Raw genomic sequence first — 13,322 nt, forward strand, 5'->3', positions numbered from 1 at the left:
GCTCGCCGAGGACAACACGATCGGCAGACGGGTCGCGATCAAGGAGCTGCACCTGCCGGCCGGGGTGCCGGACGACGAGCGCAAGGTCCTCGAGGAGCGGGTGCTGCGCGAGGCGCGGACCGCGGGACGGCTCAACGACCCAGGCGTCGTCACCGTGTACGACGTGCTGCAGGAGACCGGCAACACCTACATCGTGATGGAGCTGATCCAGGCTCCGACGCTGTCCGCGATCGTCGGCCGCCAGGGCCCGATGCCCCAGGAGGCCGTCGCGCGGCTGGCCGAGCAGCTGCTTTCCGCGCTCGAGGCCGCGCACGCGGCCGGCGTCGTGCACCGGGACGTCAAGCCCAGCAACATCATGGTGCTGGCCAACGGCCGGGTGAAGCTGACCGACTTCGGCATCGCCCAGTCCACCGACGACCCGCGGCTGACCACGAGCGGCATCCTCGTCGGCTCGCCCAGCTACATCGCCCCGGAGCGGCTGCGCGGCGCGGAGGCCGACGCGGGCTCGGACCTGTGGGCGCTCGCGGCCGTGCTGTTCTACGCCGTCGAGGGCCACTCGCCCTACGAGCGCTCGTCCACCGCGGCGACCATGCACGCGATCCTCAACGAGGTCCCGTACCTCACGCGCTGCCAGGGCCCGCTCGCCTCGGTGATCATGGGCCTGCTGAACTCCACGCCGCAGGCCCGGCTGTCCGCCGTGCAGGCCCGCGGCCTGCTCGCGCAGGCCACCCAGACCCCGCCGACCGGCACGCAGCAGACCGTGCTCAACGCGGCCGGCTACCCGGGCCGCACGTCGATGCTGCCGAGCCCGGGCGCCACCCAGCTCGCCACCGGCCCGAACCGCCCGGCGCCGCCGCGCCGGACGGGCTTGCTCATCGCGGCCGTGGTCGTCGCGCTCGTCGCCGGGCTCGTCGGAGGCTGGTTCGGCGGCCGCGCCCTGATGGCCGCGGACCAGCCGGTCGACGACGCCAAGGGCCTGGTGCTGACCTACGGCCAGGGCGGGCAGATCGACCAGTTCGAGCTGACCGCCGGCTCCTGCTCCGCCGCCCAGCTGCGCGAGGGCAGGCGCTACCCGTCCGGCAGCAGCTCCGACTGCGCCAACCCGCACGAGTTCGAGGTCGTCGAGAACGACGTGTTCAACTCCTCGGAGCTCGACTACCCGGGCGTCGACTACGTCCGGACCTACGCCGAGTCGATCTGCGCCATGATCTTCCGGACCAACCTGCTCGAGGGCGCCGACCGCAACGCGCTGTCCTACGCCTCGCTCTACCCGACCGAGGAGTCCTGGGACGCCCAGGCCGACACGAGCTCGGACGAGGGCGACCGGACGATCTACTGCCTGATCACCAGCCGCGACCCGAACAGCCAGCTGGAGAAGCAGCAACTGCACCAGCCGTGACGTGCCCGCGCGTAATGTCTGGCGCATGGCTGTTTCCACCGACGAACGTGCCGCGTTGTGCGATCTGTTCACCGAGCTGGGCCCGGACGAGCCGACGCTGTGCGAGGGCTGGCTGACCCGCGACCTCGCCGCCCACCTCGTCGTCCGGGAGCGCCGGCCGGACGCGGCGGGCGGCATCCTGCTGGCGCCGCTGGCCGCGTACACCAAGCGGGTGCAGGACGGCTACGCCCGCAAGCCGTGGGCGGAGCTCGTGGAGCTGGTCCGCACCGGCCCGCCCGCGCTGTCGCCGACCCGGGTCCCGTTCGTGGACCGGATGGTCAACAGCGTCGAGCTGCTCGTCCACCACGAGGACGTGCGGCGCGCGCAGCCGAACTGGAAGCCACGCGACCCGGACCGCGCGCGGGACGGCGCGGCCTGGGCCGGCGTCTCCCGCGCCGGACGGATGACGCTGCGCCGCAGCCCGGTCGGCCTGGTCCTGCGCCGGCCGGACGGCAAGGAGACCGTCGTCAAGCGCGGGCCGAACACCGTGCTCCTCACCGGCGAGCCGGTGGAGCTGCTGCTGTTCGCGTTCGGCCGGGACGCGGTGCACGTCGAGTTCGAGGGCGAGCAGTCCGCGATCGCGCGGGTCAAGGGGCTCATGCGAAGCCTGTAGCCGCCGTTCGCCGGTTCCAGGGAACCTGACATCCTTCTGGCCGGTCCGAGGGGACACACCGGACCGGAGGAGGGTCGAGGTGACACAGGACCCCACACAGGCGCGGACCGTGCCGGCCGCCGGCCGCCGCGTGCTCGCGGACCGCTACGAGCTGCTGCACGAGATCGGCCGCGGCGGCATGGGCATCGTGTGGCTCGCCGAGGACCGGATGATCGGCCGGCGGGTCGCGATCAAGGAGCTGCACCTGCCGGCCGGGGTGGCGGACGACGAGCGGAAGGTCCTCGAGGAGCGGGTGCTGCGCGAGGCGCGGACCGCGGGCCGGCTCAACGACCCGGGCGTGGTCACGGTGTACGACGTGCTGCAGGAGGGCGGCAACACCTACATCGTGATGGAGCTGATCCAGGCGCCCACGCTGTCGACGATCGTCCGCGAGCGCGGGGCGCTGCCGCAGGAGGCCGTCGCGCGGCTGGCCGAGCAGCTGCTTTCCGCGCTCGAGGCCGCGCACGCGGCGGGGATCGTGCACCGGGACGTCAAGCCCAGCAACATCATGGTCCTGCCCAACGGCCGGGTGAAGCTCACGGACTTCGGCATCGCCCAGTCCACCGACGACCCGCGGCTGACCACGAGCGGGATCCTCGTCGGCTCGCCGACCTACCTCGCGCCGGAGCGGATCAAGGGCGTGGCGGCCGACGCGAGCTCGGACCTGTGGGCGCTCGCGGCCGTGCTGTTCTACGCGGTGGAGGGGTACTCGCCGTTCGAGCGCTCGTCCACGGCGGCGACCATGCACGCGATCGTCAACGAGGTCCCGTACCTGACCCGCTGCCAGGGCCCGCTCGCGTCGGTGATCATGGGCCTGCTCAACACGGTGCCGCAGGCACGGCTGTCCGCCGAGCAGGTGCGTGGCCTGCTCGCCCGGGCAACCCGCACGCCGCCGGGCGGGATCACCGCCACGACCGTCGCGCCCGTCCCACCGACGAGCCACCTCGCGATGACCGTGCCGGCGAGGCGCCGGTCCGGCGGGCGGACCGCGCTCCTCCTCGTCCTCGCGGTCGTGGTCGCCGCGGGGCTGTTCGCCGGCGGCTTCTTCACACACCAGGTGGTCCAGCCCGCGGCGGACTCCGGCCGCCCGGCCGGCATGGACCCGACGATCACCTACGGCAGGGACGGGACGCTGCCGCAGCTGACGTGGAACAGCTACCCCGAGGACGCGTGCCTCAACGGGCGGCTGATCAAGGGCCAGCGGATCACCGAGAGCGCGCAGGTCGACTGCGCCGAGCCCCACGACCTGCAGTTCTACCATTCGGACAACCAGCTGCAGGCGCCCGAGGACTACGAGGACTTCCCGAACGCGAGCTACCCCGACCCCGCCGAGCTGAGCGCGTACACCGAGCGGCTGTGCACGCTGATCTTCCACTCGAAGTTGGTGACCGGCGACAAGTCCGGCCTGCGCTACCGGGCCGTGATCCCGACCGAGCGCGGCTGGGACGACGACCGGGCGGTGGTCTGCGTGCTGTACCGGTCCGGAGGCGAGCAGCTGACCCGGTCCCACGTCGGGTGAAGAGGTAGCGTCATGGCCATGAACACGTGCCCGACCGCCAAGCCAGGACGGCCCTTCGGTCAGGTGCTCACCGCGATGGTGAGCCCGTTCGACGCCGGCGGGAAACTCGACCTGGACGCCGCGCAACGGCTCGCGACGCACCTGGTCGACCTCGGCAACGACGGCCTGGTGGTCAACGGCACCACCGGCGAGTCGCCGACCACCTCCGACGCGGAGAAGGGCGAGCTGGTCCGCGCGGTCGTCGACGCGGTCGGGGACCGGGCGAGCGTCGTCGCCTCGGTCGGCACGTACGACACCACGCACTCCGTGCACCTCGCGCGCGAGGCCGAGCAGGCCGGCGCGCACGGGCTGCTCGTGGTCACCCCGTACTACTCGCGGCCGCCGCAGGCCGGGCTGCTGGCGCACTTCACCGCGGTCGCGGACGCCACCGGGCTGCCGAACATGCTCTACGACATCCCGCCGCGCTCGGTCGTGCCGATCGAGGTCGACACGCTGCGCCGGCTCGCCGAGCATCCGCGCATCCAGGGCGTCAAGGACGCCAAGGGCGACCTGTTCGCCGGCAGCGAGGTCATCTCCAGCACGGACCTCGCGTACTACTCCGGCGACGACGCGCTGAACCTGCCGTGGCTGTCGGTCGGCGGCGTCGGGTTCGTGAGCGTGATCGGGCACGTGGTCGCGGGCCGGTTGCGCCGGCTGCTGGAGACCTACGAGGCGGGCGACGTGAGCACCGCCCGCACCGTCCACCGTGGACTGCTGCCGGTGTGCCGGGCGATGGGCCGGGTCGGCGGCGTGATCTTCGGGAAGGCGGCGCTGCGCATGCGCGGGTACGACGCGGGCGACCCGCGGCTGCCGCTGCCGCCCGCGTCGGCCGAGCAGGTCGCCGCGATCGCGGCCGACCTGGGCGACGCCGGCGTGCCGCTGGCCGACGCGCCACCGTCCAATGTGGCCGCCGCGCGCGTGGCCCAGGCCGACGCCGCGGCCGCGTACGTCGCGACCACCACCCACACCAGCGCCGGGCAGGTCCATCGGTGACATACGGGCAGTTGGAGCCGCCGCGCGAACTCGCCGACGGCGGGCTCCGCGTCGTCGCGCTCGGCGGCATCGGCGAGGTCGGCCGGAACATGACGGTCTTCGAGTACGGGGGCCGGCTGCTGATCGTCGACTGCGGCGTGCTGTTCCCCGAGGACCAGCAGCCCGGCGTCGACCTGATCCTGCCCGACTTCCGTGCCATCGAGCCGCGGCTGGACGACATCGACGCGATCGTGCTGACCCACGGCCACGAGGACCACATCGGCGCGGTGCCGTTCCTCTTGCGCCAGCGGCCGAACGTGCCCGTGGTCGGCTCGCGGTTCACGCTCGCGCTGGTGGCCGCCAAGTGCCGCGAGCACCGGCTCGACCCGACGCTGGTCGAGGTGGCCGAGGGCGGCCGGCGGGTGTTCGGCGAGTTCGACTGCGAGTTCTTCGCCGTCAACCACTCCATTCCGGACGCGCTCGCGGTCGCGATCCGCACGCCGGCCGGGCTCGTGCTGCACACCGGCGACATCAAGCTGGACCAGCTGCCGCTGGACGGCCGGCTCACCGACCTCGGCGGCTTCACCCGGCTCGGCGACGAGGGCGTGGACCTGTTCCTCGTCGACTCGACCAACGCCGAGGTACCCGGCTTCGTGATGGCGGAGCGCGAGATCGGCCCGGTGCTCGACCGCGTCATCGCGCAGGCGCAGCAGCGGGTGATCGTCGCCTGCTTCGCGAGCCACGTGCACCGCGTGCAGCAGGTGCTCGACGTGGCGCTGCGGCACGGCAGGCGGATCGCGATGGTCGGCCGGTCGATGGTGCGCAACATGGGCATCGCCGCGGAGCTCGGGCTGCTGCGGGTGCCCGAGGGCCTGCTCGTCGACCTCGACGAGGCGATGGAGCTGCCCGAGCACAGGGTGCTCTTCGTGTCGACGGGCTCGCAGGGCGAGCCGCTGTCCGCGCTGTCGCGGATGGCGCGCGGCGAGCACCGGCAGATCCAAGTGCGGCCCGGCGACACGGTCGTGCTCGCGAGCTCGCTGATCCCGGGCAACGAGACCGCGGTGTTCGGGGTCGTGAACGGCCTCGCCCGGCTCGGCGCCGACGTCGTCCACCAGGGCAACGCGAAGGTGCACGTCTCCGGTCACGCGTCGGCGGGGGAGCTGCTGTACCTGTTCAACGCCGTGCGGCCGAGCAACGTCATGCCGGTGCACGGGGAGTGGCGCCACCTGCGGGCGAACGCGGCGCTGGCGATCGCGACCGGCGTGCCGGCCGACAGCGTGGTGCTGGCCGAGGACGGCGTGGTCGTGGACCTCGTCGACGGCCGCGCGCGCGTCAGCGGCCGGGTCGAGGTCGGGCACGTGTACGTGGACGGGCTGTCGGTCGGTGACGTCGGCGAGTCGACGCTCTCGGACCGGCTGATCCTCGGCGAGGGCGGCTTCATCGCGATCACCGTGGCCGTCGACTCCAACACCGGCCGGGCGCTGGGCCCGCCGACGGTGTCCGGCCGCGGCTTCTCCGACGACCCGAAGGCGCTGGACGAGGCCGTCAAGCTGGTCGAGCAGGAGCTGTCCCGCACCGAGGCGGAGGGCATCACCGACACGCACCGCATCGCGCAGGCCGTGCGCCGCGTGGTGGGCCGCTGGGTCGCCGACAGCTACCGCCGGCGCCCGATGATCGTTCCGACGGTCATCCCGGTCTAGGCGTCAGGCGTCAGGCCCGGGAGAGGGCGGCGACGAGCACGGCCGCACCGACCGCGAGGATCTGGCGCAGCAGCGCCCGGCGGGCCTTGCGTTGTTCGCGTCGCGTGGGATGCATGGCCGGTCACCTACTCACGAGCTGGGGCTGTTGCTGTATCGCTCGCAAGCATCCCGCCGTGACGCGGGGCCCCACCTCAGTCCACGGAGGGAACCGCCTCCATCCGCGGAGGGAGATCCGGGACGACCGGCTTGCGCGCGGCGAGCTGTACCACGGTCGCTCCGGTGAGCAGGACCGCCGCGCCGACCAGCTGCACCGCGGTCAGCGCCTGGCCCAGCATCAGCCAGGCGAGGCTGGTCGCCACGACCGGCTCCAGCAGCGCGAGCACGCTGACGACGTTCGCCGGCAGGTCGCGCAGCGCGCTGATCGACAGCAGGTACGCGAGCGCGGTGGACACGACCGCGCACGCCACCAGCAGCACCCACACCGGGACCTGCCACGGGCCGAACTCCGCGGCCGCGCCGAACGTGGCGAACGGCAGCGTCCACGGCGGCGCGAAGGCGAACGTCGCGACCGCACCCACGACCATGCCCCAGGTGACCAGGCCCAGCGGCTGGATCGTGTTCGCCCCGTGCTCGCCGACGAGGAAGTACGTCGCCGCGCACAGCGCCGCGCCGACGCCCGCCAGCAGGCCGAGCGCGTCCAGCCGCAGGCCGTCCCAGACCTGCGCGACCATCGCGAGCCCGACCATCGCGAGTGCCGTGCCCACCCACATGCGCGCGGACAGCACCGTACGGCGGACGAACCGCACCCACAGCGCCACCAGGATCGGCGAGGTGAACTCGAGCAGCATCGCGATGCCGATCGGGATCCGGCTCACGGCCGCGAAGTAGAGCATCTGCACGGCGGCGACGCCGACGAGCCCGTAGCCGGCCAGCAGCTTCCAGTCCGAGCGCCGCACCCGCAGCAACGCCGGCCGCCACACCGCCACGACGGCCAGCAGCACGAGCGCGGCCAGCCCGATCCGGACGCTCGCGACCTGCTGCGGGCTCAGCCCGGCGTCCATCGCGGGCTTCGCCAGGGGGCCCGAGCTGCCGAAGGAGACCGACGCGAGCACGACGAGGACCGTGCCGCGCCCGGCGTGTTTCGGAGCCCGCTGCGGCGTAACCTTCGTCACGGCTTCAGTGGTCACGTCTACGACGTTACGGCATGTACCCGTGGTCGCGATTGAAAAGAATCCCGGCCGCGCGCAAAAATATTGCGTGCCCAGGAAGCTCGTTCTCGACGACACCGACCACCACCTGCTGACCGAGCTGCAGGCCGACGCCGGCCGCACGCTGCGCGAGCTCGGTGAGCTCGTCGGCCTCTCGCCGAGCGCGGTGCAGCGGCGGATGGAGCGCTACCGCGCCTCGGGCCTGCTGGCCCGGACGTCGGCCGTGCTCGACCCGCGGTTCAGCCCCGACCTCGTGCTGGCCGTGTGCCTGGTCCAGGTGGAACGCGAGTCGCGCCGGCTGCACGAGGCGTTCCACCGCCGGATGCTGGCGGCGCCGGAGGTGCAGCAGGTGTACTCGGTCTACGGCGAGTGGGACTACGTGGTGGTGCTGGCGGCGTCGAGCCTGGCCCACCACAACGAGATCTCCGAGCGGCTGTTCATGGACACGCCCAACGTCCGCAAGTACTCGACGTTGTTCGTCCTCGACGCGATCCGCACCGGCGCGTCGATCCCGACCCGCGCCCTGCGTCCGTAGCGGCGTCTCGCTGGGACACGCGCGCCGGAGGTCACCGCGGGGGCTTCGGGCGCCAGGGGGAGTAGCTGTCGGTCGGCCGGGTCGGGTCCTGGAAGTTCGGGGTGTCCGGCTCCTCCGGGCGCAGCGGGACGAGCCGCTCGGTGATGGCTTCCATGATCCGTTTGTGGGCGCGGACCGCGTCGCCGGGGGTCGCCGGGGACAGGTCCGACAGGTCCACCACCGGTCCGAAGTGGACTTTGAACGTCGGCCGGTCGCGGATCGCGCGGAGCCAGGACATCAGCAGTGGCAGGAAGTCCCGCCAGCTGGTCACCTTCTCCGTGCCCCAGTACACCGCCTCGTGCGCGCCCCACTGGCTGATCGTCAGCACCGGCACCTTCGCCGCGAGCGCGATCCGTGCGGCGCCCGTCTTGCCGCGCTCCGGCCACAGCCCGGGCTCGCGGCTGACCCGGCCCTCCGGGTAGACGAGCACCGGGCCGGACGCCGACTGCAGCGCGGTGGTGACCCGCTCGAACGCCTCCGCCACGTTGCTCTTGCCGCGGTCCACCCGGATGCTGCCGCCGTGCTTGAGGCCCCAGCCGATCACGGGTGTGTCGAGCAGCCCGCCGGTCAGCAGGAACCGCGGGTTGACGCCGGCCTCGCGCAACGCGGCGGTGAGCACGAACGGGTCGAACATGCCGATGTGGTTCGCCGCGATCAGGCCCGGCTGGTTGCGCAGGTCGGGCGGGATCGAGCCGGTGACCTCGATTCTGCCCACGAGGCGGACGAAGCCCCGGTCGACGAACGTGCACGCCCGCCAGACGGGGGAGATGCGTTCGGTACGGCGTGTCGGCTCGGTTGTGCGGCGGAACAGCGCGACCATGTGCGGAGCATCGCACGGACCGCGTGGGCGGTATCGGGTGCCCTCGTCACGGAAGATGCCCGTGTGGCAGAAGTGACTCATGTGGTGAAGGCCGACTACCGTGTGGAGTATGGCGAACCGGACAGCAGCCTCCAGGACCTCCAAGGGCGGTAGCTCCCGTGGCGGCTCCCGGTCGACGTCGGCATCCCGGTCCCGGTCCTCCTCCTCGCGGAGCCGGAGCCGGCCCGCGTCACGGCCCGCCCGGCGCACGCCCGCCCGGCGCAAGGGCGGACTGAGCCGCGCGGTCGGCCGCGGGCTGCGGGGCAGCTGGATCCTGCTGGCCAAGGGCGTCGGCGGGCTCGCGCGCACGGTCGGCCGGACCAAGGACCTCGACCCCGCGCACCGCCGCGACGGGCTCGCGTTCGGGCTGATCGCCCTCGGCGTGATCGCCGGCGCCGGCATCTGGTGGCACGCGGCCGGCCCCGTCGGGGGCTGGCTGGAGTTCGCCGCGCGGAGCGTGGTCGGGGCGGCCGCGATGGCGCTGCCGATGGTCGTGCTCGTCATCGGCATCACGCTGATGCGCTCCGACCCCCAGCCGGAGAAGCGGCCGCGGCTGGTGATCGGCTCGCTGCTGTTCATCATGGCGTTCCTGGGGATCCTGCACCTCTTCGCGGACATGCCCGACGACAACGAGGGCCGGATGTACGCCGGCGGCGCGCTCGGGTACGTCTCCGGCGGCATGCTCGCCAAGGGCGTCACGCCGTGGGTCGCGATCCCGCTGCTGGTCCTCGTGCTCGGCTTCGGGGTGCTCGTGTTCACCGGCACCCGGTTCCGCGACATCCCGACCCGCCTGCGCGAGCTCGGCATGGAGCCCGGCGACGAGGAGTACGAGGAGGGCATAGACCTGCCCGGCGAGGAGGAGGCGCCGCCCGCCGAGGCGAAGCTCCGCCGGCCGTCCCGTCGCCGCCAGGCGTCGATGGCGGACCCGGCCCTCGAGACCGGTGTCGAGGACGTACCGCCGCCACCCGAGCCGCCCGCCCCGCCGCCACGCAAGCGACCGAAGCCCGAGCAGGTCAAGGAGACCGCGCCGCCCAAGGAGTCCGGCCAGCTCACACTCACCCGCGTCGTGGACGGCGACTACAAGCTGCCCGACCCGACCCTGCTCGCCGGCGGTGACCCGCCGAAGTCCCGCAGCCGGGCCAACGACGCCATGATCGAGGCGATCACCGGCGTGCTCGACCAGTTCTCCGTCGACGCGCAGGTCACCGGCTTCACCCGCGGCCCGACCGTCACCCGCTACGAGGTCGAGCTCGGCCCCGGCGTGAAGGTCGAGAAGATCACCGCGCTGACCAAGAACATCGCCTACGCCGTGGCGACCGACAACGTCCGGCTGCTGGCCCCGATCCCCGGCAAGTCCGCGGTCGGCATCGAGGTGCCGAACTCCGACCGGGAGATGGTCCGGCTCGGCGACGTGCTGCGCTCGTCCACCGCGGTCAAGGACACCCACCCGATGGTGATCGGCCTCGGCAAGGACATCGAGGGCCACATGGTCACCGCGAACCTGGCGAAGATGCCGCACCTGCTGTGCGCGGGCTCGACCGGTTCCGGCAAGTCGAGCTTCGTCAACTCGATGCTCGTCTCCCTGCTGGCGCGGGCGACGCCGGACGAGGTCCGGATGGTGCTGGTCGACCCGAAGATGGTCGAGCTGACGCCATACGAGGGCATCCCGCACCTGATCACGCCGATCATCACGCAGCCGAAGAAGGCGGCCGCGGCGCTGACCTGGCTCGTCGAGGAGATGGAGCAGCGCTACCAGGACATGCAGGCCAACCGGGTGCGCCACATCGACGACTTCAACCGCAAGGTGCGCTCCGGCGAGATCACCGCGCCGCCCGGGTCCGAGCGGGAGTACCGGCCCTACCCCTACATCCTGGCGATCGTCGACGAGCTGGCCGACCTGATGATGACCGCGCCGCGCGACGTGGAGGACGCGATCGTGCGGATCACGCAGAAGGCCCGCGCGGCCGGCATCCACCTGGTGCTCGCGACGCAGCGGCCGTCGGTCGACGTGGTCACCGGCCTGATCAAGACCAACGTGCCGTCCCGGCTGGCCTTCGCGACGTCGTCGCTGACCGACTCGCGGGTCATCCTGGACCAGCCGGGCGCGGAGAAGCTGATCGGCATGGGCGACGGGCTGTACCTGCCGATGGGCGCCTCGAAGCCGGTGCGCATCCAGGGCGCGTTCATCACCGACGAGGAGATCAACGCGATGGTCTCGTTCGTCAAGGAGCAGGCGCAGCCGGAGTACACCGAGGGCGTCACCGCGGCCAAGGCGAGCGAGAAGCGCGAGATCGACGAGGACATCGGCGACGACCTCGACGTGCTGCTGCAGGCCGCCGAGCTCGTGGTCACCTCGCAGTTCGGCTCGACGTCCATGCTGCAGCGCAAGCTACGTGTCGGCTTCGCGAAGGCGGGCCGGCTGATGGACCTGCTGGAGAGCCGCGGCGTCGTGGGCCCGTCGGAGGGCTCGAAGGCCCGCGACGTGCTCATCAAGCCGGACGAGCTGGACTCCGTCCTCTACCTCATCCGCAACGGCTCCCCACCCGACGAGGACGGTGAGTAACCACTTCGGTTCGTTCGGTAAGCTTCCGCCCTCGATACATGAGGGGGCGACGTGGGAATCATCGAAATCGTCTTCGAGTTGGCGATCCTCGGCTTCTTGATCGCGAGCTACTGGATGGTCTACACGAAGCCGGCCAGCCGGGGTGGGCCGTGATCGTGCCGTTCTACAACGTCTACGTGCTGCTCAAGATCGTCGGCCGGCCGGGCTGGTGGCTGGCGATGTTCTTCGTCCCGGTGGCCAATGTCGTCTTCGCGATCATCGTCATGATCGACTTGGCGAAGGCGTTCGGCAAGGGCGGCGGGTTCGCCGTGCTGCTGATCCTGCTGCCGTTCGTCGGCATGCCGATCCTCGCCTGGAGCGGCGCGCGGTACGTCGGCCCGATCGCCGACCCGAACTTCACCGCCTACGGCCCCGGTGGCCACCCCGTGCCCGGGTACCCGGCCCCGCCGCACTTCCAGCCGCCCCAGCCGTACCACCCGGGTCAGCCCTACGCACCCCAGCAGCCGTACGCGCAGCAGCCGCCGTACCCGCCTCAGTATCCGGCGCAATATCCAGCGCAGTATCCGGCGCAGCAGCAGGCCGGCCCGCCGTACGCCGGTCAGTACCCGGGTCAGCAGTACTCGGGTCAGCAGTACCTGGGTCAGCAGTACCCGCCGCGATGAGAAGCGGGGCGCGCCTGCCGGCACGCCCCGCCGCGAGACGACGGACGATCAGCCGCCGAACTGGCGAACGGCCCAGTAGTACGAGTCCGCGAAGCGGTCGCACGCCCAGTTGCCGTTGCAGACCTCGTACATGTCGTCCTTGAAGTTGTTGTCGATCCTCAGGCGGTTGGCCTCCGTGAAGCGGCCCTGCCGCTTGTAGTTGCGGTAGCCGAAGTCGTGCCGGTAGCAGGCCTTCACGAGGTTGAAGCCGAACGGGTTGTCCGGCGAGTTCGAGCAGCCGTCCGAGCTCCAGTCCAGCTGGCCGTCGTACGGCTTCTGGACGCGGAGGTTCTGGAAGCTGCTGAGGCTCGTGCTGAACAGGTACTGGTCGGTGATCTGCGGGATGGTTGCGGCGGACGCGACATCGCTGACGATCGTGCCGGCGACCAGCGCGGTGCTCACGCCGATCGCGGCGATGGTTGCCCGGGCGGCACGACGCAGGGTTTTCGTGGCCACGGAGACATCTCCCTCGTGAGGGGTGCAGGGACCCACTCATTACGCCAGGAAGATCGCCAACTCGTAACCATCTAACGGTGTAAATCTTCGTATCGAAAGAGTCTCACAGCTCCAGCAGCATGCGCGCGTTGCCGAGGGTGTTCGGCTTGACGTAGGGCAGGTCGAGGAACTCCGCGACGCCCTCGTCGGCCGAGCGGCGCATCTCGTCGTAGACCTCCGGGCTCACCGGGGCGCCGTCGATCTCCACGAAGCCGAAGCGCGCGAAGAACTCCGTCTCGAAGGTCAGCACGAACACCCGCGCGAGCCCGAGCTCCCGCGCTACCGCGAGCAGCCGCTCGACCAGCCGCCGGCCCGCACCCAGCCGCAGCGCGTGGGGGAGCACGGCGATCGAGCGGATCTCCCCGATGTCCTCCCACAGCACGTGCAGCGCGCCGCAGCCCACGAGCTCCGGGCCGTCGCCACTGTCGAGCTCGGCCACCCAGAACTCCTGCACGTCCTCGTAGAGGGTGACGAGCTCCTTGGCGAGCAACACCTTGCCGACGTAGGTGTCGATGACCGACTTGATGGCCCGCACGTCGCCGATCCGGGCGCGCCGGACCACGAGCGCATCACCCACCACTCCAACCTAACCGGCGGCCGGA

12 protein-coding genes are annotated in these 13,322 nt (G+C 71.7%); 8 read left to right on the plus strand and 4 right to left on the minus strand.

The genetic code is table 11. The features are described 5' to 3' along the window. The 5 genes from VH969_RS04850 to VH969_RS04870 all read left to right on the plus strand — a co-directional run. Nucleotides 1-1,399, plus strand: a 1,399-nt coding sequence (locus VH969_RS04850) for a serine/threonine-protein kinase (RefSeq protein WP_331970995.1), incomplete at its 5' end; no start/stop codon positions are given. Nucleotides 1,400-1,424: 25 nt separating this feature from the next. Continuing rightward, nucleotides 1,425-2,051, plus strand: a complete 627-nt coding sequence (locus VH969_RS04855) for a TIGR03085 family metal-binding protein (RefSeq protein ID WP_331970998.1) — start codon at nt 1,425-1,427, stop codon at nt 2,049-2,051. Nucleotides 2,052-2,130: 79 nt separating this feature from the next. After that, on the plus strand, nt 2,131-3,609 hold the full coding sequence (locus tag VH969_RS04860; RefSeq protein ID WP_331971002.1) for a serine/threonine-protein kinase: 1,479 nt from the start codon (nt 2,131-2,133) through the stop codon (nt 3,607-3,609). 18 nt (nt 3,610-3,627) lie between these two features. Continuing rightward, on the plus strand, nt 3,628-4,641 hold the full coding sequence (gene dapA / locus VH969_RS04865) for a 4-hydroxy-tetrahydrodipicolinate synthase (protein ID WP_414638427.1): 1,014 nt from the start codon (nt 3,628-3,630) through the stop codon (nt 4,639-4,641). Beyond that, nucleotides 4,638-6,320, plus strand: a complete 1,683-nt coding sequence (locus VH969_RS04870; protein ID WP_331971008.1) for a ribonuclease J — start codon at nt 4,638-4,640, stop codon at nt 6,318-6,320. Before dapA ends, VH969_RS04870 begins: the two co-directional genes overlap by 4 nt. A gap of 191 nt (nt 6,321-6,511) precedes the next feature. Here the strand turns inward: VH969_RS04870 and VH969_RS04875 are convergent, their stop codons facing one another. Beyond that, on the minus strand, nt 6,512-7,507 hold the full coding sequence (locus VH969_RS04875; RefSeq protein ID WP_331971011.1) for an EamA family transporter: 996 nt from the start codon (nt 7,505-7,507) through the stop codon (nt 6,512-6,514). A gap of 70 nt (nt 7,508-7,577) precedes the next feature. Between VH969_RS04875 and VH969_RS04880 the strand changes: the two genes are divergently transcribed. Beyond that, nucleotides 7,578-8,063, plus strand: a complete 486-nt coding sequence (locus VH969_RS04880; protein ID WP_331971014.1) for an Lrp/AsnC family transcriptional regulator — start codon at nt 7,578-7,580, stop codon at nt 8,061-8,063. Nucleotides 8,064-8,094: 31 nt separating this feature from the next. Here the strand turns inward: VH969_RS04880 and VH969_RS04885 are convergent, their stop codons facing one another. Further along, nucleotides 8,095-8,922, minus strand: a complete 828-nt coding sequence (locus VH969_RS04885) for a lysophospholipid acyltransferase family protein (protein ID WP_331971016.1) — start codon at nt 8,920-8,922, stop codon at nt 8,095-8,097. A gap of 109 nt (nt 8,923-9,031) precedes the next feature. On the opposite strand from VH969_RS04885, the gene VH969_RS04890 reads away from it, so the two are divergent. Together VH969_RS04890 and VH969_RS04895 are read left to right on the plus strand one after the other, a co-directional pair. Continuing rightward, entirely contained in the window at nt 9,032-11,524 is a 2,493-nt protein-coding gene (locus VH969_RS04890; RefSeq protein ID WP_331971018.1) for an FtsK/SpoIIIE family DNA translocase, read from the plus strand. A gap of 149 nt (nt 11,525-11,673) precedes the next feature. Then, a complete protein-coding gene (locus VH969_RS04895) occupies nt 11,674-12,186 on the plus strand; it encodes a DUF5684 domain-containing protein (protein WP_331971021.1) in 513 nt (170 codons plus the stop codon). A 48-nt stretch (nt 12,187-12,234) separates the two neighbouring features. On the opposite strand, the gene VH969_RS04900 is transcribed toward VH969_RS04895, so the two are convergent. Continuing rightward, nucleotides 12,235-12,681 (minus strand): phospholipase, encoded by a 447-nt coding sequence (locus VH969_RS04900; protein ID WP_331971024.1) that lies wholly within the window; start codon nt 12,679-12,681, stop codon nt 12,235-12,237. A gap of 103 nt (nt 12,682-12,784) precedes the next feature. After that, complete coding sequence (locus VH969_RS04905; protein ID WP_331971026.1) at nt 12,785-13,297, minus strand: amino-acid N-acetyltransferase; 513 nt, start codon at nt 13,295-13,297, stop codon at nt 12,785-12,787. Nucleotides 13,298-13,322 lie beyond the last annotated feature (25 nt).

This window comes from Actinophytocola sp. (assembly GCF_036555685.1).
Classification (GTDB): Bacteria; Actinomycetota; Actinomycetes; order Mycobacteriales; family Pseudonocardiaceae; genus Actinophytocola.

Excerpts from the sequence above, each read along its gene's own strand:
- dapA (WP_414638427.1), top strand. The coding sequence starts at position 3,628 with ATGAACACGTGCCCGACCGCCAAGCCAGGACGGCCCTTCGGTCAGGTG.
- VH969_RS04855 (WP_331970998.1), top strand. The coding sequence starts at position 1,425 with ATGGCTGTTTCCACCGACGAACGTGCCGCGTTGTGCGATCTGTTCACC.
- VH969_RS04885 (WP_331971016.1), bottom strand. The coding sequence starts at position 8,922 with ATGGTCGCGCTGTTCCGCCGCACAACCGAGCCGACACGCCGTACCGAA.
- VH969_RS04890 (WP_331971018.1), top strand. The coding sequence starts at position 9,032 with ATGGCGAACCGGACAGCAGCCTCCAGGACCTCCAAGGGCGGTAGCTCC.